This window comes from Pannonibacter phragmitetus DSM 14782, assembly GCF_000382365.1.
Classification (GTDB): domain Bacteria; phylum Pseudomonadota; class Alphaproteobacteria; order Rhizobiales; family Stappiaceae; genus Pannonibacter; species Pannonibacter phragmitetus.
This window is the reverse complement of record NZ_KB908216.1, coordinates 340,093-361,505: the sequence shown is the minus strand read 5'-3', so window position 1 is coordinate 361,505 and position 21,413 is coordinate 340,093. Positions and strand designations below refer to the sequence as shown.

Sequence of the window (21,413 nt, the reverse complement as noted above, 5' to 3'; positions counted from 1 at the left end):
TGCAGCGGCTGCTGCATCCGGATTGCTGTAGTGGCCTGAACCGCGCTTGTCGAGAGCGGCTTTCGGTGAACCGGCTTACAGAGCGCGGACTTCCTCGACCTCGGGCACGAAATGCCGCAGCAGGTTCTGGATGCCGTGCTTCAGCGTTGCGGTGGAGGACGGGCAGCCGGCGCAGGCGCCGCGCATCGACAGATAGACGACGCCTTCCTTGAAGCCCTTGAAGGTGATGTCGCCGCCATCCTGCGCCACTGCCGGGCGCACACGGGTCTCGATCAGGTCCTTGATGACCGTCACCGTCTCTTCGTCGGCAGCGTCAAAGAACTCTTCACCGTCCACACCGTCATCCGTGTTGCCGCTCATCTGCATGACCGGCTGGCCGGACATGAACTGCTCCATGATCGCGCCGAGAATGGCGGGCTTCATGTGCTGCCAGTCGGTGTCGTCCTTGGTGACGGTGATGAAGTCATGGCCGAAGAACACGGCCGAAACGCCCGGCACGTCGAACAGGCGCTGCGCCAGCGGCGAGGCGGCAGCGTCATGGGCCGAGCGGAAATCATGCGTGCCTTCCGGCAGCACGACACGGCCGGGCAGGAACTTCAGGGTCGAGGGATTCGGGGTTGCCTCGGTCTGGATGAACATGGGTCTGATCCTCAGTCGATCGTCGGGGCAAGGTCTCTTCGACTGGCGGTAACGGCTTGCCGGACGCGCCCCAGATTGGAATCTTTATAAACTACTTAGGTGCGTTTGACCACAGGTCAAGCACATCCGCGCGCGTCCGGCAGAAGATTTGGCGCTTCATCCGCCCTCATGCAAGGGCGGCGATCTCGTCATCACCCAGATTGCCCGGCACGATGGTGACGGGGATCGGGAAATTGCCGGCCGCCTTGCCGGCGATTGAGGTGACCAGCGGGCCGGGGCCTTCCGAACTCATGCCGGCCGCCAGCACCAGAATGGCGATGTCGTCGTCGGACTCGATCAGCTTGACGATCTCGTCGGACTTGTTCCCCTCGCGGATGACCAGTTCCGGCTCGGTGCGGGCGACAGCCCGGGCCCGGCCAGCGGCTCTGGCAAGGGTCTTCTCCGCCTCTTCCTGCGCTTCGGCGCGCATGATGTCCTCGACGCCCAGCCAGTGCTGGAAATCGCCGGGGGCAATCACGAAGAGGAGGGTGACCACGCCGCCCGTGCGGGCGGCGCGTTTTGCGGCGTAAATGATGGCACGGTCGCATTCCGGTGTGTCGTCCACGACCACCAGAAACTTGCGCCTGTGCCCCTCTTCAAAGCTTTTGCGGATCGCTACCATGGCCGCATGCTGCCATTTGGCCGTCCCGCCTGCAAGCGCGGCAAATGGCCGTGCCTGTGCATGACGCGAAAGTTGTGAAGCATCGCTGCGGCCTCAGAGGATGAAGCGGGACAGGTCGACATTCTTGGCCAGCTCGCCGATGTTGCTGCGCACGAAGTCCGCCGTGATCTCCACCTTGCTGCCTGACTTGTCCGGTGCGGTGAAGGACACTTCGTCCAGAATGCGCTCCATCACGGTCTGCAGGCGCCGGGCGCCGATGTTCTCGACACTGGAGTTGAGATCAACCGCGATGGTGGCGATCTCGTCAATCGCGTCATCGGCGAAGCTCAATTCCACCCCTTCGGTGCCCAGAAGCGCCACATACTGCTTGATGAGGCTGGCTTCCGGCTCGGTCAGGATGGCGCGGAAGTCTTCCCGCGTCAGCGCCTTCAGCTCGACGCGGATCGGCAGGCGGCCCTGCAGCTCCGGCAAAAGATCGGAAGGCTTGGCCACATGGAAGGCGCCCGAGGCGATGAAGAGGATGTGGTCGGTCTTCACCGGCCCGTGCTTGGTGGACACCACCGTACCCTCGATCAGCGGCAGCAGGTCGCGCTGCACACCTTCGCGGGAAACGTCGCCGCCGGTGCGGCCATCGCGGGCGCAGATCTTGTCGATCTCGTCGAGGAAGACGATGCCGGAATTCTCCACGAGGCTTACAGCCTCGCGCACGACCTTCTCCTCATCCAGCAGCTTGTCGGACTCCTCGGTGATGAGGATGTCGTGCGACTCCTTCACCGTTACCCGGCGCGGCTTGGTCTGGCCGCCAAGCGCCTTGCCCAGCATGTCGGACAGGTTCATCACGCCGACGCTGGCACCGGGCATGCCGGGCAGCTCGAAGCTGGGCATCTGCGGCTGGGCGCGGACCTGGATCTCGATTTCCTTGTCGTCAAGGTCACCCTCGCGCAGCTTCTTGCGGAAGCTGTCACGGGTGGCCGGGCTGGCGCTACTGCCAACGAGGGCATCGAGCACCCGCTCTTCCGCCAGCACATGGGCCTTGGCCTTCACTTCCTCGCGGCGCAGCTCGCGCACCAGCGTGATGCCGGCTTCCACCAGATCGCGGACGATCTGCTCCACATCACGTCCGACATAGCCGACCTCGGTGAACTTGGTCGCTTCCACCTTGACGAAAGGCGCATTGGCGAGGCGGGCGAGACGGCGGGCAATTTCGGTCTTGCCGACGCCCGTGGGCCCGATCATGAGAATGTTCTTCGGCAGAACCTCCTCGCGCATCGGGCTTTCCAGCTGCTGGCGGCGCCAGCGGTTGCGCAGGGCAATGGCCACGGCGCGCTTGGCATCCTTCTGCCCGACGATGTAGCGGTCGAGCTCGGAGACGATTTCCCGGGGTGAAAAATTGGTCATCGTGTCAGCTTTCAGTCATCAGGATCATTGGGCGGCAGGCACGTAACGCATCAGGCGTGTGCCGGCGAGGGGCGCAAGCAGCTTCCGCCGCAGGGGCACCCATGCAGAACCCAGCAGCAGGATGAAGCTGCCCAGGACCAGCAGCGTGACGGAGACACCCGTCATGTTGGAGACTTCCGCGTTCCACAGCAGCATGCTGACGGCCACGCCGAAATACCCGAGGCCGGAAACGAGGATCGCCCGCCGGTCCACCAGCAGCGCCACGAAAGCCAGCATGAGCACCAGCGTGATCATCATACAGGCCAGAACCAGTTCTCCTGCGCCCGTGTTGTAGAGGCCGCTCATGATGAGGGTCTGCAACGAATGCACCATGAGCGGGGCCGCGAGGAAATGCAGCCAGAAGGCCTTGTCGCTGTTGACGGTGCGCCGGGTCAGATCGCGGCTGTCAAAGTACATGGCCGCTGCAAAGGCAGAAAAACCGGCAGCAAGCCCGATCCAGGGCAGATAGTCACCGACAAAATTCTCATCAACGGCGTGCGCTGCGGCAAGCAGGCTGCAGATCGCGCCCGCGCAGATCACAGCCACGCCTACCGGCACCCGGAAACGCCAGTAATGCAGCGCGGCGATGGCCGTTGCCCCCGCCGTGAGCAGCACGATTGCAGCACCCGGAAGTGCATCCATCGCAGTTTGTAACTTCAGCGTTACATCCACCGATGCTCTCGGCATGAGTTCCGCCGCACCAAAGATCACTGCCAGAAGGGTGGCCGGCAGGAACAGGATCGACAGGATGAACGAGGGCAAGGCAAGGCGCATGCGCCGGGCAAAGATTTCGGACAGGACCCAGATGGCCACCGCCAGACCCGCGAAATTCAGGCCCCAGTTGCGCGTGAAGGTGAGGAAGAAGAACAGGCCGAAGAGCAGTGTGCCAATGCCGATGGAGATGAAGATGTCGTGGAAGCCGCGCACGAAGCGCAGTTCCTCTGCATCCACGCTGGAGATGGATGGCTGGCGCAATCCCTCCAGATAGGTGGCGAGCGCCTCGAGCTGCGGCGGCGAGAGGATGCCGGCGCGCACCGCGCCCTGCAGATCCTCCCGTGTGAAGGCCTCATTGGTCATGTGCTGGTATCCGGGTAAGGGGCAGGGTCAGCTGGCGCTGCCGAGGCTTTCGATCGTCAGATTGCCGTTGGTGTAGACGCAGATGTCTGCCGCGATGGCCATGGCCTTGCGGGCAACGGTTTCTGCGTCAAAGTCCGTTTCCACCAGCGCACGGGCGGCAGCGAGCGCGTAGTTGCCGCCCGATCCGATACCCATGACCCCGCCTTCCGGCTCCAGCACGTCGCCCGTTCCGGTCAGCACCAGCGACACATCCTTGTCGGCCACCAGCATCATGGCTTCGAGGCGGCGCAGATAGCGGTCGGTGCGCCAGTCCTTGGCCAGTTCCACGCAGGCACGCATCAGCTGGCCCGGATACTGCTCCAGCTTGGCTTCCAGCCGCTCGAACAGGGTGAAGGCATCCGCCGTCGCCCCGGCAAAACCGCCGATGACGGTGCCCTTGGCCAGCGGGCGCACCTTGCGCGCGGTGTTCTTGATGACGGTTTGGCCGAGCGAGACTTGCCCGTCACCGGCAATCACCACCTTGCCTCCCTTGCGCACCATGAGAATGGTGGTGCCGTGCCAGGTGCCCATGCCGTGTTCTGAACTCATGCCTTGTCCGATCCTGCAGATGATTGGCTTGCATCGCCAAAAGAAAGGCGGCCGCAGGGCCGCCAGCGTTGTCTTCTATTTAGGAGGGAAAACCCCATCCGCCAAGCTGCAGGCTTCAACGGACCTGACCGGCCGGTGAAAAGCGCGTGGCGGGCGGAGTGCCGGATCAGATGTGGGCGCGGGTTTCGCGGATCAGCCGCTGCACGGCTGCATCCAGGGCGCGCGATGCCTTCTCGTTGACGAGATTGCCTTGCGGATCAAAGGCAGCGCCTGCATCCGGCACCATGGCCATCTCGGGCAGGACCAGCGCGCCAAGGCCCACTTCCAGAATGGTGCGTGTGCCCATGAGGCCGCGGATGCCGCCCATGGGGCTGGGAGAGGCTGCGCCGAGGCAGAACACCCTGTTCTTGAAGGCTGCGCCCGGCACGTCTCCCGGATCGCCTACGCGGCTGATCCAGTCCAGCGTGTTCTTCAGAAGCGGCGTGATCCCGGCATTGTATTCCGGGCAGGCGATGAAGATGCCCTGCTGCTCCTGCATCAGGCGCTTGAGCTTGCGGGCGGCTTCCGGCGGGCCCTTCTCCTGTTCCAGGTCGCCGTCATAGAGCGGCATCTGGTAGTCGGCGAGGGAGATGCGCGTCACCTCCGCATCGGCCAGGGCCAGCCGCTTGGCGGCAAGCCCCGCAAGACGCGTGTTGAGCGACCCGCCCCTGATGGAGCCGGAAAAAACAAGAATCTTCGGATGGCGCATGCTGTCTCCTCATGGTGCTGCATCGCAGCCGGAACAGCCAGCAGCATAAATACGAAAGCGGGCCGGCATTGCTGGCCGGCCAGTCTTTTACGGCTTGGTATAGACCCAGACACGGGCCGGCGGCAGGTTGGCAAAAATCCAGCCGGTCTTGTCGAGGTTGAGAACGCCCGGCTCCGGCTTCACCGGCGGCACCAAGGCGTAAGAAAACTGGATGTAGGGCGCGCCCGGTTCGCACAGGTCCAGCGCATCCAGGATCAGCGCCCGGCGCTTCTCGACAGGTTGCGTGAACAGCGGCAGGCCCGACACAATGCCGGCAAACATGCCGTTCTGTACAGGCATGGCCGTTTCCAGCGTCTGACGCAGCGCATAGGCATCGCCCTGGATGGTCGTCATGCGGGGGAACCGGTCGCGCAGCATGCGGCAGAACTCGGTGGTGTATTCAAGCGCAGTCAGCTGCGCCTCTGTCACGCCCCTGTCGAAAATCGCCTGCGTCACCACGCCGGTGCCTGGGCCAAGCTCCAGATAGCGCGCATCAGGCCGCACCGGCACGAAGGACGCAATCCGGCGCGCGAGTTCCGGACCGGAGGGAGAGATGGCGCCGAGCGTCAGGGGGCTATCGAGCCAGTTCCGGAAGAAGCGGAACTCATCCCTGAGCTTTTTCTTCAAGGGCTTAGCGTCGAGCGTCCTGAATGCCGCCATAATGTCCTCCGGTCAGATTGGTAAAAACATCTATCCGGGTAACAGTGGCCATTTCAAGGCCCCCGGTGGCAGTCAGCCTCCGGGGTCTTGGCCAAAAGCGGCGGTCAGTTGCCCAGGTTGTCGAGGAAATCCTTGACGCGGGCAAAGAAACCGGTGCTTTCCGGGTTGTTCTCACCAGAGCTTTCTTTTTCGAACTCGGCCAGCAAGTCGCGCTGCCGTTTGGTCAGGTTCGTCGGTGTCTCCACCGTGACCTGAATATACATGTCGCCATGCTGCGTGGTGCGCATCACCGGCATGCCTTTGCCCTTGAGGCGGAACTGGCGGCCGTTCTGGGTGCCTTCCGGCACCTTCACCCGCGTCGTCCCGCCCTCGACGGTGGGCACGTCGAACTGGCCGCCAAGGGCTGCCGTCGTCATGGAGATGGGCACACGGCAATAAAGATCCGCCCCGTCACGCTGGAAGAACTCGTGCTGCTTCAGCGACAGGAAGATATAGAGATCGCCGGACGGCCCACCGCGCAGGCCAGCCTCGCCCTCGCCAGCCAGGCGGATGCGGGTGCCATCCTCAATGCCGGCCGGAATGTTGACCGACAGGGTGCGCTCCTGCGTCACCCGGCCAACGCCGGAGCAATGCGGACAAGGATCGGAAATGACCTGGCCACGCCCCTGACAGCTCGGGCAGGTGCGCTCCAGCGTGAAGAAGCCCTGTGCCGCCCGCACGCGCCCCGAACCGCCGCAGGTGCGGCAGGTGGTGGGGCTGGAGCCGGGCTTGGCGCCGGAGCCGCTGCAAGGCTGACAGGTGACCGAAGTCGGAACCTCGATCTCCACGGTCTTGCCCGTGAAGGCTTCTTCCAGTGTGATTTCGAGGTTGTAGCGCAGGTCCGCGCCGCGCTCGCGCCCGCCGGACGAGCGGCGCCCGCCGCCCATGCCGAAAAACTCTTCGAAGATGTCGGACATGGTGGAGGCAAAATCGCCGTTGCCGCCAAATCCGGCCCCGCCGCCGCCCCCGCCATTCTCGAAGGCGGCATGGCCGAAGCGGTCATAGGCTGCCCGCTTCTGTCCGTCCTTCAGAACATCATAAGCCTCGTTGACTTCCTTGAATGCCGCCTCGGCGGAGTCATCGCCCGGATTGCGGTCCGGATGAAACTGCATTGCAAGCTTCCGGTAGGCGCTTTTCAGCACCTTCTCGTCCGCATCGCGCGCAACGCCGAGGATTTCATAAAAGTCGCGCTTCGCCATTGAACTGTCCATCACCTGTCGCTGCTGGGCCTGCTAGAGGCGTTTGGCTGCCGTGCAAGAAGCGCATTCAGCTTGGTGCGGCGCTCAAGCTTGTAGCCGTTGCCAAGACACAGCTGAACGACAGGGGGAAACTCCTCATCCTTGCCGGCCTCAACGACAATCAGATCTGGCCACAGCTTTGCCGGACCATGGGCGAACAGCCCACGAAGCGCGGCTTCATCGTGACCTTCAAGGTCGATTTTCATAGCATCAATACGTTCGATTCCATGACGCGCGCAGATTTCTGCGATCGGCAAAATTTCGAAGCTGTCTTCTTCGTTTATTTCTGCCGTTCTGACGCGGTGTTCCCCGCGATTGCCATCATGCGTGACGATCGCTCCTCTGCCGCTTGTTTCTCCAACGGCACAGGCGGCTACCGTTATGGAGTCAGCTGAGGATAACGCCAGATTTGTTTCAAGTCTCTCCCGCGTGACCGGATCCGGCTCGACGGCAAGGCCAAGAAGTCCGCGTCCAGCCTGACGAGCCACGGAAACCATCCAGAGGCTGTAGAGGCCAATATTGGCACCCAGATCGACGAAGATAAACGGATCCGAAGTGGATCCGGTTAAAGCCTGTGCCAGCGCCTCACGTTCCTGCGGGTCGAATATATGCGAGCCGGCAACAGCGCGCTTCTCGCAGCGGTTGGTTGCCGGGTACAGGCGTGCATGTACCGCTGGAAATACGTTGGCAACATCCACGGGGCCTGCTGACCGGCCGACGCTTGTCTTGCGGAGCAAGGATACCATCCACCTGCCCAACCGGTTGGATGGCATGTGACTGGCCAGCCGGCGGATGAACTCCGCCGGCTGCGATAGTGTGTAGGCGCCAAAAGGCGGCTCAACAGTACGCAGTTTCATGTTTTGAAAGCCTCCTGCCACGGGGATGAGCCCGAGCGCCGTGCCAGTGACTTATTTCTTGTCGTCCTTGACTTCCTCGAAGTCGGCATCGACCACGTCGTCGTCCTTCGCGGAGGAGGCACCGGCGTCTTCGCCGCCTTCTGCTTCCGCCTGCGAGGCCTTGTACATGGCTTCGCCCAGCTTCATGGACACTTCGGCCAGAGCCTGCGTCTTGGACTGGATGTCCGCCACGTCTTCGGAGGTCAGGGCCGTCTTCAGGGCGGCAACGGCGCTCTCGATCGAGGCCTTGTCGTCAGCAGAGACCTTGTCGCCGTAGTCCTTGAGGGACTTTTCGGTGGAATGCATCAGGGATTCACCCTGGTTGCGGGCTTCCACCAGCTCACGGCGCTTCTTGTCCTCGTCCGCATGGGCTTCGGCGTCCTTGACCATCTTCTCGATGTCGGCGTCAGAGAGACCACCGGAGGCCTGGATGCGGATCTGCTGTTCCTTGCCGGTGCCCTTGTCCTTGGCCGACACGTTGACGATGCCGTTGGCGTCGATGTCGAAGGCAACCTCGATCTGCGGCACGCCGCGCGGGGCGGGCGGCAGGCCCAGAAGATCGAACTGGCCGAGCATCTTGTTGTCGGCGGCCATCTCGCGCTCGCCCTGGAACACCCGGATCGTCACAGCGGTCTGGTTGTCCTCGGCGGTGGAGAAGGTCTGGCTCTTCTTCGTCGGGATCGTGGTGTTGCGGTCGATCAGGCGGGTGAACACGCCGCCGAGCGTCTCGATGCCGAGCGACAGCGGGGTCACGTCGAGCAGCAGAACGTCCTTGACGTCGCCCTGCAGCACGCCGGCCTGAATGGCAGCGCCCATGGCCACCACTTCGTCCGGGTTCACGCCCTTGTGCGGCTCCTTGCCGAAGAAGGTCTTCACGACTTCCTGGATCTTCGGCATGCGGGTCATGCCGCCGACGAGAACCACTTCATCGATCTGACCGGCGACAAGGCCTGCATCCTTCAGGGCTGCCTTGCACGGCTCGATCGTGCGCTGGACCAGATCCTCGACGAGGCTCTCGAACTTGGCGCGCGTCAGCTTCATGGTCAGGTGCTTGGGACCGGACGCATCTGCCGTGATGAAGGGCAGGTTGATTTCGGTCTGCGAGGAGGACGACAGCTCGATCTTGGCCTTTTCCGCAGCTTCCTTGAGGCGCTGCAGGGCCAGCTTGTCGTTCTTCAGGTCGATGCCCTGCTCCTTCTTGAACTCGGAAGCAAAGTAGTCGACCAGGCGCATGTCGAAGTCTTCACCGCCGAGGAACGTGTCACCGTTCGTCGACTTCACTTCGAAGACGCCGTCGCCGATTTCCAGAACCGACACGTCGAAGGTGCCGCCGCCAAGGTCATAGACAGCGATGGTCTTGCCATCGTTCTTGTCGAGGCCATAGGCGAGCGCGGCTGCGGTCGGCTCGTTGATGATGCGCAGGACTTCGAGACCGGCGATCTTGCCCGCATCCTTGGTGGCCTGACGCTGGGCGTCGTTGAAATAGGCCGGAACGGTGATGACTGCCTGGGTCACGGTCTCGCCGAGATAGCTCTCGGCGGTTTCCTTCATCTTCTGCAGGATGAAGGCGGAAATCTGGGAGGGCGAGTATTTCTGCCCGTTGGCCGATACCCACGCATCGCCATTGTCTGCCTTGACGATGTCATAGGGCACGAGGCCCTTGTCCTTCGCCACGGTCGGATCATCGAAGCGGCGGCCGATGAGGCGCTTCACTGCGAAGAGCGTATTGGTGGGGTTGGTGACGGCCTGGCGCTTGGCCGGCTGGCCGACGAGACGCTCGTTGTCGTCCGAGAAGGCGACCATCGAAGGCGTGGTGCGTGCGCCTTCCGAGTTCTCGATGACCTTTGCATCCTTGCCGTCCATGACGGCAACACACGAATTCGTCGTGCCGAGGTCGATACCGATGACCTTTGCCATTTCTTCCTCTCTTTCTAGCAAACCGGAAAAACCCGTATCGGCGTCAATCCGGCTCCCTTTCACAATCAGTGATGCCGGCGCGCTTAAGGCCTGATGCTCCACCATGGAAGCACTGGCCCAAGCCCCTTTTGATCCCTGAGGCCCTGATCACGAGTTTTGACCCTTGGACTTGTCCGGGGCTGTCAGCAGGTTGTTCCGCCTGTCAGCACTGAGCTTGACCGCTATATAGGCGGGAGACAGGCTTGCTGCAAGGCGTCTGCCTGCCTGATCTTGCTGTGCAAAAGCCCTTATCAGCGCAAGGACCGCTACATGCCTTGCGGACTTGCGTTCTTTGGCTGCCGGAGACTGTGGAATGACTTTGGACAACGCTGCACCGGAAAGTGCCCGCAAGCCGCAAGGCCCGCTGCCGGAGGGGGTGCGTTTCCTGCCCGGCCATCTGGACGGCCCCGCACAGGCAGATCTGGCGGAGCAACTGCGGACCATTGTGGCGCAGGCGCCGCTGTTCCGCCCGGTGATGCCGAAAAACGGCCAGCCCTTTTCCGTGCGCATGAGCAATTGCGGCCCGCTGGGCTGGGTATCGGACATTCGCGGCTACCGCTATCAGCCGCTGCATCCGGTGACGCGAAAGCCCTGGCCGCCCCTGCCCGGTGTACTGAAGGACCTCTGGCGCGAGCTTGCTCCGGATGCCCCGGAACCTGAAGCCTGCCTGATCAATTTCTATGACGAGACGGCCCGGATGGGCCTGCATCAGGACCGGGACGAGGAGACCTTCGAGGCGCCGGTTCTGTCCGTCTCGCTGGGCGATTCGGCCCTCTTCCGCATCGGCGGCCTCACCCGCAAAGACCCGGCCCGCTCGTTCCGGCTGAACTCGGGCGACGTGCTGCTGCTGGAGGGCCCGTCCCGGCTCGCCTTCCACGGCATCGGCCGGATCTATCCGGGCACGTCCACCCTTCTGAAAAACGGCGGCCGCATCAACCTGACGCTCCGCCGGGTGACCAAACCCGCCTGACGGCTCACAGCCTGCTCAGCGCCGCCACCGGGTCGAGGCGGGAGGCGTTGCGGGCGGGGAGGAAGCCGAAGACGATGCCGATCAGCGTTGAGATCCCGAAGGCATAGGCGATTGAGGCATTGGAGAAGATCAGCGCAAAGTCGCTGGTGATCAGCGGGAAGATGACGCCGAAACTGAGGGCAATGGCGATGCCTGCGAGGCCGCCGATGATGCAGACCGTGACCGCCTCGATGAGGAACTGCTGCAGGATATCGGACCGCCGCGCGCCCACCGCCATGCGCACGCCGATTTCCGACACGCGCTCGGAGACGGTGACCAGCATGATGTTCATCACGCCGATGCCGCCCACGATCAGCGAAATCACGGCAATGGCTGCGATCAGCAGTGTCATGGTGGCGGTGGTGCTGGTGATGGACTGGCGGATGTCGTCGGTGTTGAGGATGAAGAAGTCCTTGGTGCCGTGGCGCTGGGTCAGGAAGGCGGTGACCATCTGCTCGGCCAGCTTCATGTCCACATCATCCTCCACCCGCACGGTGATGCTGCGCAGGGTGCTGGAGCCGGTGAGGCGGGCCTGTACGGTGGTGTAGGGCAGGAACACGGAGAGATTCTGGCTGCTGCCGAAGCCGCCCTGCTGGGGCTGGGCCACGCCGACAATGCGGGCAGGCATGTTGTTGATCAGCAGCACCTTGCCAACCGCTCCGTCCGGCTCATCGGCGAACAGGGTCCTGCGGGTGTTCTCGTCGATTACCGCCACCGCATCGAGATCATGCTCGCTGCCGGCGTCGAAGAACTTGCCCGAGGCGATCTTGGTGCCCTTGGCATCGAAATAGGCGGTGCTGACGCCGTTGGCGAGGGCGGAGGCTTCCTTCGAACCATAGCGCAGGGTCGCGCTGGTGGAGACGGTTGGCGTGACGGCCCTGAGATAGGGCTGCCTGGCGAGCTCCTTAGCGTCAGAAATCACCAGCGTCGTCACCTTGCCGGAGCGCGCATCGCCGAAGTCCTTGCCGGGGAAGATTTCCAGCGTGCTGGTGCCAAGGCTGGCAATGTTGGCCAGCACCTTTTCCCGTGTGCCCGTGCCGAGCGCCACCACGCTGACCACGGAGGCAATGCCGATGATGATGCCGAGCATGGTCAGGAAGGTGCGCAGCTTGTGTGCCTTCATGGACAGAAGCGCCATGCGGAAAGCTTCGCCGAAGCGGTCGGCCCAGGCGGTGAGGCCCCGGTTCAGCTTGCGCGCCACGCCCTGCTCCGGCTGCGGCGCCCGTGCCGGGGCAAGGGCGGCCGGTACATCCGGCCCCGCCGCATCCGGGGCATCTGCCTTGCGCAGATTGTCGGCGATGATCTCGCCGTCCAGAATTTCGATGGTCCGTTCTGCCAGCGCGGCCACATTGGGGTCATGGGTGACGATGATCACCGTCTTCCCCTCCCGGTGCAGCTCGCGCAGGATGTCGAGCACATCCTGTCCGCTGCGCGTGTCCAGCGCGCCGGTTGGCTCGTCAGCGAGGATGATGTCGCCGCCGTTCATGAGGGCTCGGGCGATGGAGACGCGCTGCTGCTGCCCGCCCGAAAGCTGCGGCGGGCGGTGCTCCATCCGGTCGCCAAGGCCCAGCCGCGTCAGGATATCCGCTGCCCGCTGCCGCCGTTCGGCAGGTGCCAGGCCTGCATAGACGGCTGGCACTTCCACATTCCCGAGGGCAGTCAGTTCCGCCAGCAGATTGTAGCGCTGGAAGATGAAGCCGAATTTCTCGCGCCTCAGAGCTGCCAGTTCGTCCGGCTCAAGGTCCGCCGTCTCGCGCCCGCCGATCCGGTAGCTGCCGCCCGTGGGGGTGTCGAGGCAGCCGAGGATGTTCATCAGCGTCGATTTGCCGGAGCCCGACTGGCCGATGATGGAGACGAACTCGCCCCGGGCGATGTCAAGGTTGATGCCCTTGAGGACCGCGACCTCTCCGTCTCCGGCCGGAAACGAGCGGTAGAGCGCCTTCAGGCTGATGAGCGGTTCCGTCATGGTTCCGCCTCACAGTCCCATGGGCGGGCCGCGCCGTGTGGTGCTGCGGGTAACAGTGCCGGCATCCAGAGTGCCGGTCACGACCTTTTCGCCCTCCTTGAGGCCGGAGCGGATCTCCACGTTGATCTTGTCGTTGAGGCCGGTCTCCACCTGCCGCGTTTCGATGCTGCCGTCCCGGCTCATCACCTGAACGGTGTAGCTGCCGTCCGGATTACGCGCGCCGAGCGCGGTGGCGGCAATCACCGGCACATCCACAGCCTTGCCCAGCACGATGGTGACTTCCGCCGTCATGTAGGTGCGCAGCACTCCGTCTGGATTGGGCACGTTGAAGATGCCGTTGTAATAGATCGCAGCGGTGCTGGAGCTGGAGGAGGCAGCGCTGGAAGAGCCGCTGACGGCCTTGTCGCTGGTGATCGATTCCGGCGCAGGCTCGATGAAGTCCAGACGGGCCTGATATTTCGTGTCCGGCGCCCCGAGCACGTTGAAATAGACTTCCGTTTCCGGCTTCACCTTCACCACATCTGCTTCGGAGATTTCGGCCTGCACATTCATCACGTCGAGCTGGCCCATTATGATGATAGTGGGGGCGGACTGGGCCGCATTCACCGTCTGGCCTTCCTGGTTGACGATGGCCAGCACGGTGCCGTCCATCGGCGCGGTGATGCGGGTGTAGCCGAGATTGGCACGGGCCGTTTCCACCGCCACCTTGGCTGCCACGATCTGGGCATCCAGCGCCCGGATTTGCGCGTCGATGGTTTTGACCTGCGATTGTGCCGTGTCCAGATCGGCCTTCGAGGTGGCGTTCTGGGCGATCAGCGTCTGCTGGCGCTCCAGAGAGGTGCGGGCCAGCTGCAGTGAGGCTTCCTTCTCCACGCGCTGGGCTTCCACATTGGCCAGTGAGGCTTCCGCAGTGCGCAGGCTGTTGGTCTGGGTGGTGGCATCGATCTCCGCGACCAGATCCCCGGCCTTCAGTTCCTGCCCCAGCTTCACCTTCAGGGCGATGATGCGGCCCGAGGCCTGCGCGCCGACGGCGACAAGCTTTGCCGGTTTGAGGATGCCGGTGGCCAGCACCGTCTCCTCGATGGTTCCCTTGCGCACGGCAGAGGTCATCACGGTTGGACCGGCGGCTGGCTGCAGGGCGGCGCGGGCGTAATAGGCGCCGCCCGCTGCTGCGGCGAGGAGAGCGGCGGCAATCAGCCAGCGGCCTTTCTTGCGGGGTCTTGATGCGTTCATTGAGAACACGCTTTCATCAGGCTGGGCCGGGCGGGCAGGAGGACCGCCCCGGCGCTGCATCAATTGTCTTGCGTCAGTTTGCGCAGGCGCGGTCCGCTGCGCTCATCCCTGACGGCCGGAGTGCTGGTATCCACTGTTCCGTCCCAGCCGCCGCCAAGGCTGCGGTTGAGGCTGATATAGGCCGAGGTGATGGCAAGCTGGCTGGCGATCAGGCTGTCCTCGGCGCTGTAGAGCGAGCGGTCGGCGTTGAGGACTTCCAGAAAGCTGCTGGAGCCGCTCTGATACTGGGTGCGGGCCAGGTCTGCGGCTTGCCGGTAGGCGCTGGCTGCGGTGGAGAGCTTGGCCGCCCGCTGGCGCTGCTGGCTGAGGCTGACCAGCGCGTTTTCCACCTCTTCGAGAGCGGTCAGCACGCCCTTGCGATAGGCCAGAAAACTCGCATCGCGCTGGGCCCGTGCCACTTCTGCTGCTGCGGCCAGCGCTCCGCCATTGAATACGGGCAGGCTGAGCGAGGGGCCGAAGGACCAGCTGATGGAGGAGTTCTTCGCCAGATCCCCGGTCTGCGCGGCCGCGGTGCTGATGTTGCCCGTCAGGCTGATGGCCGGATAACGGGCAGCCTCCGCCGCGCCAATGGAGGCGGTGGCTTGCGCCAGTTTGCGCTCCAGCACCTTGAGGTCTGGCCGGGTGTTGAGCAGATCTGCCGGGACGCCAGAGGCAAGCGGCAGTTTCGGCCGGGGGATGGGCCGGGGCTTGTCCATCAATCCGGCCAGCGAGGCAGGCTCGCCGCCCGTCAGCACGCCCAGCCGGTGCAGGGATTCGGCATAGGAAATCCTGAGGCTCGGAATGTTTGCTTCCGTGCTGGCTGCCTGTCCGGTGGCATTTGCCACATCCGCCGCCGAAACGGCACCGGCATCGAAGCGGGACTGTGTCAGGCGCACGGTTTCGGTCTGTGATGCGGCCGTGCGCCGGGCCAGCGCGATGCGGGCCTGATTGGCGCGGGCCTGCACGTAATAGCTGGCGGTGTCGCCGATCAGCGTCACCATCGTGGCGCGCAGGTCTTCCTCGGCAGCATCAAGGCCATAGCGTGCAGCTTCCACCTTGCGGGCATTGGCGCCAAACAGATCCACCTCCCAGCTGGCCGAAAGACCTGCCTGGAACAGATTGCTCATTTTCGGGTCTTCGCCGGAGGAGCGCGACCGCCGAGCGCTGCCTGATCCGTCTGCCGAGGGCAGCAGCCCGCCCGCCGCCCTGTCCAGCGAGGCACGGGCTTCGCGGACACGGGCCTTCGCGGTGGCGGCGTCAAGGTTCTCGCGGATCGCCGTCTCGATCAGCTGGTTCAGCACCGGATCGCCCAGCTGTTCCCACCATCTTGCAAGTTCCGAAGGGCGGGCCTCGCCCTTCTGGCCCGTGTTGCTGAAGTTTTGGGAAAGTTCAAATCCGGGCTTTGTATAGTCCGGCCCCACCGCACATCCTGAAAGGACCAAGGCAAGCGGCAGAAAACCGAGGGACCGGCACCAGGAAAAACCTGACCTTGCAGGCCGGATTGTTCCGGATCGGCTGAAAAATGACAGGGAACGCATGGACAAGGCCGCTGAAGGAGATCAGGTGAAACGCCATGCTACCTAAAATTACCGGGCGGCGGCGTCAACGGCCGCAAGTGTCACTATTTGTATCAGCAATTCCTCCCTGCATGCCTTTTTGCGCCTCTGCGCTGACGCGCCGCAGGCCGCAGTGGCTGCAAGTGACGGCGCGTCATTGAAACTGCACGGGAACGGGTTTACCTGTAGGCACAGGAGTTCTGATGCACCAAGGACGGAAACATACGGCGAACCTGCTGCGCATTCTTTGCGCTATGGGCTTTCTGTTGCTTGGTTTCGCCCATCAGCCGCCTGCCTTTGCCCTTTCCGCCAGCCAGCTGGAGGAACTGGAAGCGTTCCGTCTGCCGGATGGCAGCCTGCCGGTGCTCTGCCTCACCCCCACCGGCAAGGATGGCACGCCGCATCATTCCGGCTCTGAAGGGTGCGAGGCCTGCCGTCTCTCGGCCTCGGTGGTTCTGCCCGAGCCTGCACTGGGTACCGGCGAGGCCCTGTCCTTCGCAGAACAGGGCAGCTGGGTTCTCTATCTGCCGCAGGTGCCTGCCTCCGGCGTGCCGCCGGGCAGCAGCGGATCCAGGGCTCCCCCTGCAAACATCCTGATCTAAACCGGCCGGGTCTCTCCGGCCTGTCCCTGTTCCGCCAGCTCCGCTGGCGCCAGACCGGATGTCTTCAGATGGAAATGCTATCCCCGCGCCGCGGCACGCAAACTGCCGTCCCGATTGATTTTCTCATTGACCCGCTGATGAGCGAGAATGGCCGCAAGGTCGCCACGGTTGCCGCCCGTGCCAGCATCTTCCTGCCCGGTGTCAACCGCAGCGAGACCTTCCGTATCCTCGAGGGCTGCATCGCGCTTTATCAGCGCCTGCCCGATGGGCGGCGGCAGATTTTGGACGTGCTGGGGCCCGGCAAGATGTTCGGGCGCGGCCTTTCGGATGTGCAGCAATGTGGAGCTGAAGCCATGGCATCAACCCGGCTGGAACTGGTTGCTGCCGGGCAGCGGCGCATGGAGGGTGAGTTGAACGCCGCCGTCCGCCTGCTGCTGCGCCGGGCGCAGGCCCATGCCATGCTGCTGGGGCGCAAGACAGCTACGGAAAAGGTCGCCTCGGCGCTGGTGGATCTATGCCGCCAGTTCGCCAAGGTGGGAGAGGAAGCCGCGGTGCTGCGCTTTCCCATGTATCTGACGCGGCAGGATCTGGCCGACTGGCTGGGTCTGACGCTGGAAACCGTCAGCCGCTGCATCAGCCGCCTGCGCCGCGATGGCTATATCTCGCTCAATGTGCAGGGCGATGTGGCCGTGCATGACCTGCCTGCGCTGAGGGCGCTGGCCATGGGCACTGTTCCGCCGCAAGCCGCGTTCAGAGTTGCGGCGGAGTGAGTTAACTGGAACCCGGGGCCGTGCTTCCGGCTGGTTTTACTCCAGCCGGAGCGCCATCCATGCGGTGACGGCGGCCCAGGCGCAGCGCATGTAGTCCTCGGCCCGGTAAAGCGCCGCCTCCGGATCACCCTGCAGGGCGCTCAGCTCCGCCGCCATGGCGAGGAAGACGGCAAGGGCCGCTTCAGCCGCTGATGCTGCCGCCGGACAGTCTGCCGAAGCGGCGGCAATGCCTTCGCGCATCAGCCGCTCGAACACGGCAAGGCCGCGGCCCTGATCGCGCCACAGGCGGCGCGTGAGGAAGTCGATGGCCTGGATGCCGGTGGTGCCCTCGTAGATGGTCATCACCCGGCTGTCGCGCAGGTGCTGCTCGACCGGCCATTCCTTCGTATAGCCTGCTGCGCCCATCACCTGCATGGCCCTGTTGGACACATCAAAGCCCGCTTCCGCACCGAAAGTCTTGATCATCGGCAGCATGAAGGCGCTGAAATCGCGCATCTGGGCCCGCTCTGCCTCATCCGCAGACAGCCGGGCAAGATCCATCCGGGCGGCACTTTCCAGAATGGCAGCGCGTGTGACTTCCGTCTGGCGGCGCAGAAGTGAAAGCTGGCGGCGGACATCGGGATGCTGCGCGATTGGCAAGGGCGGGCGGTCCGCGGGTCCGCCTTGCTTGCGGTCCTGCGCATAGACTTCCGCAACATCTGCGGAGGCGGAGGCAAGGCCGAGCCCCTGACAGCCGGTCTGCAGGCGCATCAGTTCGATCATGTGGAACAGGGCATGCAGCCCGCGTCCCTCCTCGCCCAGGAGCCAGCCGCGCGCGCCATCAAAGCCGAGGATACAGGTGGGCGAGCCGTGCAGGCCCATCTTCTCCTCGATGCGCTGCACGGTGATGCCGTTGGTCTTGCCGTCCATCCGGTCGGGCACGAGGAAGAGGCTCAGCCCGGCAGTGCCCGCCGTCTTGCCTGTGCGGGCGAGCAGGCAATGGCCGATGCGCGAGGCAAGGTCATGGTCGCCGAAGGAAATCCAGCTCTTGACGCCATTGATCTGCCACAGGCCATCGCTGCCTTGAGCCGCCGTGGTGCGGATGCGGCCCACGTCGGACCCGGCATCAGGCTCGGAAATGCAGATCGTGGCGGTCCATTCACCGGCCAGAAGCTGGCCGATCCATTCCTCAGCGAGGGCCGGTTCCGCAACCGCCGCCAGCAGATGGCAGGCGGCACGGGAGGAGCCGGCCGCCATCATCATGGAAACGCAGCCGCGCTCGAACAGAGGCAGGCAGGCGGCCTGGAGCGTCAATGGCAGGCCTTGTCCGCCGTGGGCTTCCGGCAGGTCCATGCCGAGCCATCCGGCTTCCGCATAGCGGCGGTAGGCCTGAGCGAAACCGGCCGGGGTCTTCACCCGGCCATCCACGATACGGCAGCCCTGCCGGTCGGAGACCGCGTTCAGCGGGGCAAGTTCGGTTACAGCGAAGGCAGCAGCCTCCCGCAGGATTGCCTCCACCGTTTCGCTGTCATAATCCGGCAGGAGCGCCTGAACGGCCTGCCAGCCGGGGGTTGCCTGCAACAGTCTGGCGGTGCGGTCCGCCTGCGCGCGAAAGCCTTCCATGGCGGTCAGCGCGGCTGCATGCGCAGGGCACCGTCCAGCCGGATGACCTCGCCATTGACGTAAGGATTGGCCACGAGATAGCGCACCGTATCGGCAAACTCCTCCGGCGTGCCCAGACGCGCCGGGCCGGGAATGGCGGCGGCGAGGCTGTCCTGCGCTTCCTGCGGCAGGCCCGCGAGCAGCGGCGTGCGGAACAGGCCCGGCGCGATGGTGTTGACGCGGATGCCGAAACGGGCCAGCTCCCGTGCTGCGGGCAGGGCCATGGAGACGATGCCGCCCTTGGAGGCCGAATAGGCGATCTGGCCAATCTGCCCCTCGAAAGCCGCCACCGAGGCGGTGTTGACGATCACGCCCCGGCCCAGCCTCTCAAGCTCCGCTGTTTCGGCGATGCGGGCTGCGGCAAGGCGCATCATGTTGAAGGTGCCGACCAGATTGACGCGGATCACCCGCTCGAAGGCATCGAGCGGCATGGGGCCGTCGCGGCCCAGAAGCCGGGCGGCGGTGCCGATCCCGGCGCAGTTGACGAGAATGCGCAGGCCATTTCCGGCAGCCGCCGCCGTGTCCAGCGCGGCGCTGGCGTCCGCTTCGCTGGTCACGTCTCCGGCAATGGCAACGCCGCCGATCTCTGCGGCCACGCGCTCAGCACCCGCAGCGTCTCTGTCGAACACATGCACGATGGCGCCTTCAGCGGCCAGCAGCCGGGCAGTGGCCTCGCCCAGACCCGAGCCGCCACCGGTGACGAGTGCGCTGGAACCTGAAATCTTCATGCTGCTGCCTCTTCCCTTGCCAGAATGATGTCCGCGCCGCCTGCATAAAGCGCTGCGATCTGCTCGTGCCGGTGGCTGCGCAGGGCGCGCTGGTTCAGCGAGCCCTTTTCGGTGATCTCGCCCTTGTCGAGGCGCGGCGGGGCCATCAGCACCGCAAGGCGCATGACGCGGCTGGCCGAGCCCGTCGCTTGCTTCTGGTGCCGGTAGAGCCGGGCGGCGAGTGCTGCCTGCACTGCCGGGTGGGCCTGAACGGCAGCTTCATCAAGGCCTTCGCCGCCGTCGATCAGCTTGCGCGCCGCAGGCAGGGAGAGCAGCACCAGGGCGCCGAGTTCCGCCTCGTTCTCGCCGGTGATCACCGCATCGCGGATCAATCCGGCGAACTGATCGACCAGCTGCGCCCGCAAGGGGCCGACAGCCACCCAGGTGCCGGTCTGCAGCTTGAAGTTTTCGGCAATGCGCCCGTCAAAGAAGAAGCCCTTCGACGGATCGCCTTCCCCGGCGAACTTCAGCGCGTCACCGATGCGATAGAAACCTTCCTCGTCAAAGGCCGCTGCTGTCAGTTCGGGGTTGCGCCAGTAGCCGGGAGTTACGTTCGGGCCCTTCAGCCGCAACTCGTATTTGTCCTCCACCGGGATCAGCTTCATGGTGATGCCCTGCGCCGGGATGCCGACATTGCCGGCCTTTTCCTCCTGCGTGGTGCAGAAGAGCGAGAAGGGGCTTGTCTCCGTGGCGCCAAGGCCGGTGCTCAGCAGCACGCTGTGGCCGAGAATGTCTTGCGAGATTTCGCGCAAGGAATCCCATGTGTGCTGCGCCATGCCGGCGCCCGCATACATCATCAGCTTCAGGTTCTTGAAGAAGTTCCGCGCCAGTTCCGGATCGGCCTCGAAGGCATGCACCAGCATCTCGTAACCGGCGGGCACATTGAAATACCAGGTCGGGGAGACGTCCTTGAGATTGCGGATCGTCTCGCCGATGTGCTGGGGCGAGGGGCGGCCGTTGTCGATGTAGAAGGTGCCGCCGTTATAGATGACCATGTTGAAGATCTTGCTGCCCGCTGCCACGTGGTTCCACGGCGCCCAGTCAACGATGACCGGCGGCTCGTCCTTCAGGAACTGGTAGCAGTCGCGGATCATCTCCTGATTGGAGCACAGCATCCGCTGGGTCTGGATCACCGCCTTGGGCGAACCTGTGGTGCCGGAGGTGAAGAGGAACTTCGCCACCGTATCCGGCCCCACCGCATCGAATGCGGCATCAACCGCTGCCGTGGCTTCTGTCGTCAGCAGGTCTTCGAAAAGGAAGCTGTTGGGCCGGTCAGCTGGCAGATTGCGGGCCGCGACCAGCACGCAATTTTTGCCGAAAGCCGCATCGACGGCTGCCCGGAAGCGCATGCCGTCTTCCACGAAGGCGAGGCCCGGCGTGATCTGCTGCGCGATCTCGGTCAGCTTGCCGAAGTCGGTGGCCAGCGTCACGTAATTGGCGGAAATGGCTGCAGAGGGGATGCCCACATGCTGGGCGCTGAGCGCCATCAACGCATGTTCGAGCGAGTTTTCGGCCAGAATGGCAACGGGCCGGTCCATGGACAGGCCGTGGTCGAGAAAGGCCTGCGCAAGGCTGCGTACATGGGCCAGGGCCTGTGCGTAGGAAATGCGCTTCCAGCCATCGCCCTCGCGGGCCGCCATCCAGGTGCGGTCCGGGGCTGCTTGCGCCCAGTGAACAAGCCGTTCGTTGATCTTGCTGGCATAGGCCCCCAGCGCATCCTCGCGCCAGATGACGATCGAGCCGTCGGCCCGGGTTTCCCATGCAAGTTCCGGCGTCCAGAATTCCTTCCGGACCATAGCTCCTGCGGTCATGACTCCTCCCAGACGTCAATCACGTGAACAAACTTTTTAGG

Annotated in this window: 19 protein-coding genes; 3 read left to right on the top strand and 16 right to left on the bottom strand. The window is 64.2% G+C overall.

The genetic code is table 11. From position 1 onward, the window contains the following. Positions 1 to 75: 75 nt before the first annotated feature. From H163_RS0106615 to dnaK, 10 genes are all read right to left on the bottom strand, one after another. Entirely contained in the window at positions 76 to 639 is a 564-nt protein-coding gene (locus tag H163_RS0106615) for a NifU family protein (protein WP_019963772.1), read from the bottom strand. 166 nt (positions 640 to 805) lie between these two features. Then, a complete protein-coding gene (locus H163_RS0106610; protein WP_019963771.1) occupies positions 806 to 1,300 on the bottom strand; it encodes a universal stress protein in 495 nt (164 codons plus the stop codon). A 93-nt stretch (positions 1,301 to 1,393) separates the two neighbouring features. Next, entirely contained in the window at positions 1,394 to 2,698 is a 1,305-nt protein-coding gene (gene hslU / locus H163_RS0106605) for an ATP-dependent protease ATPase subunit HslU (RefSeq protein ID WP_019963770.1), read from the bottom strand. Positions 2,699 to 2,722: 24 nt separating this feature from the next. Next, positions 2,723 to 3,814: a hypothetical protein gene (locus tag H163_RS0106600; protein ID WP_019963769.1), complete on the bottom strand. Its 1,092-nt coding sequence runs from the start codon at positions 3,812 to 3,814 to the stop codon at positions 2,723 to 2,725. Between the two features lie 27 nt (positions 3,815 to 3,841). After that, positions 3,842 to 4,402, bottom strand: coding sequence for an ATP-dependent protease subunit HslV (gene hslV / locus H163_RS0106595; RefSeq protein WP_026355531.1), 561 nt, complete (start codon positions 4,400 to 4,402; stop codon positions 3,842 to 3,844). Between the two features lie 166 nt (positions 4,403 to 4,568). Further along, positions 4,569 to 5,150 carry an NADPH-dependent FMN reductase gene (locus tag H163_RS0106590; RefSeq protein WP_019963767.1) on the bottom strand — a complete coding sequence of 194 codons (582 nt, stop codon included), beginning with the start codon at positions 5,148 to 5,150 and terminating at the stop codon, positions 4,569 to 4,571. An 87-nt stretch (positions 5,151 to 5,237) separates the two neighbouring features. After that, a complete protein-coding gene (locus H163_RS0106585; RefSeq protein ID WP_026355530.1) occupies positions 5,238 to 5,849 on the bottom strand; it encodes a class I SAM-dependent methyltransferase in 612 nt (203 codons plus the stop codon). A 104-nt stretch (positions 5,850 to 5,953) separates the two neighbouring features. Further along, entirely contained in the window at positions 5,954 to 7,087 is a 1,134-nt protein-coding gene (gene dnaJ / locus H163_RS0106580; RefSeq protein ID WP_019963765.1) for a molecular chaperone DnaJ, read from the bottom strand. Positions 7,088 to 7,098: 11 nt separating this feature from the next. Then, positions 7,099 to 7,983: an FkbM family methyltransferase gene (locus tag H163_RS23925; RefSeq protein ID WP_081625968.1), complete on the bottom strand. Its 885-nt coding sequence runs from the start codon at positions 7,981 to 7,983 to the stop codon at positions 7,099 to 7,101. A 51-nt stretch (positions 7,984 to 8,034) separates the two neighbouring features. Continuing rightward, positions 8,035 to 9,939 (bottom strand): molecular chaperone DnaK, encoded by a 1,905-nt coding sequence (gene dnaK, locus H163_RS0106570; RefSeq protein ID WP_019963763.1) that lies wholly within the window; start codon positions 9,937 to 9,939, stop codon positions 8,035 to 8,037. Positions 9,940 to 10,291: 352 nt separating this feature from the next. On the opposite strand from dnaK, the gene H163_RS0106565 reads away from it, so the two are divergent. After that, positions 10,292 to 10,948: an alpha-ketoglutarate-dependent dioxygenase AlkB gene (locus H163_RS0106565; protein WP_019963762.1), complete on the top strand. Its 657-nt coding sequence runs from the start codon at positions 10,292 to 10,294 to the stop codon at positions 10,946 to 10,948. Positions 10,949 to 10,952: 4 nt separating this feature from the next. On the opposite strand, the gene H163_RS0106560 is transcribed toward H163_RS0106565, so the two are convergent. Genes H163_RS0106560 through H163_RS0106550 form a run of 3 tightly spaced genes read right to left on the bottom strand, consistent with a single transcriptional unit; the run spans position 10,953 to position 15,763 of the window. Continuing rightward, a complete protein-coding gene (locus H163_RS0106560) occupies positions 10,953 to 12,953 on the bottom strand; it encodes a MacB family efflux pump subunit (RefSeq protein WP_019963761.1) in 2,001 nt (666 codons plus the stop codon). 9 nt (positions 12,954 to 12,962) lie between these two features. Next, positions 12,963 to 14,186 carry an efflux RND transporter periplasmic adaptor subunit gene (locus H163_RS0106555; protein WP_040678205.1) on the bottom strand — a complete coding sequence of 408 codons (1,224 nt, stop codon included), beginning with the start codon at positions 14,184 to 14,186 and terminating at the stop codon, positions 12,963 to 12,965. A gap of 59 nt (positions 14,187 to 14,245) precedes the next feature. Next, entirely contained in the window at positions 14,246 to 15,763 is a 1,518-nt protein-coding gene (locus H163_RS0106550) for an efflux transporter outer membrane subunit (protein ID WP_026355527.1), read from the bottom strand. A gap of 221 nt (positions 15,764 to 15,984) precedes the next feature. On the opposite strand from H163_RS0106550, the gene H163_RS22320 reads away from it, so the two are divergent. Together H163_RS22320 and H163_RS22315 are read left to right on the top strand one after the other, a co-directional pair. After that, complete coding sequence (locus H163_RS22320) at positions 15,985 to 16,383, top strand: hypothetical protein (protein ID WP_040678147.1); 399 nt, start codon at positions 15,985 to 15,987, stop codon at positions 16,381 to 16,383. A 68-nt stretch (positions 16,384 to 16,451) separates the two neighbouring features. Next, positions 16,452 to 17,153, top strand: a complete 702-nt coding sequence (locus H163_RS22315) for a helix-turn-helix domain-containing protein (RefSeq protein WP_019963757.1) — start codon at positions 16,452 to 16,454, stop codon at positions 17,151 to 17,153. Positions 17,154 to 17,189: 36 nt separating this feature from the next. Here the strand turns inward: H163_RS22315 and H163_RS0106535 are convergent, their stop codons facing one another. From H163_RS0106535 to H163_RS0106525, 3 genes are read right to left on the bottom strand one after another with little or no spacing between them, the layout of a single operon-like run. Next, positions 17,190 to 18,755, bottom strand: a complete 1,566-nt coding sequence (locus H163_RS0106535) for an acyl-CoA dehydrogenase family protein (RefSeq protein WP_019963756.1) — start codon at positions 18,753 to 18,755, stop codon at positions 17,190 to 17,192. A 5-nt stretch (positions 18,756 to 18,760) separates the two neighbouring features. Next, complete coding sequence (locus H163_RS0106530; protein WP_019963755.1) at positions 18,761 to 19,522, bottom strand: SDR family NAD(P)-dependent oxidoreductase; 762 nt, start codon at positions 19,520 to 19,522, stop codon at positions 18,761 to 18,763. Next, positions 19,519 to 21,372, bottom strand: coding sequence for a feruloyl-CoA synthase (locus tag H163_RS0106525; RefSeq protein WP_026355526.1), 1,854 nt, complete (start codon positions 21,370 to 21,372; stop codon positions 19,519 to 19,521). Before H163_RS0106525 ends, H163_RS0106530 begins: the two co-directional genes overlap by 4 nt. Positions 21,373 to 21,413 lie beyond the last annotated feature (41 nt).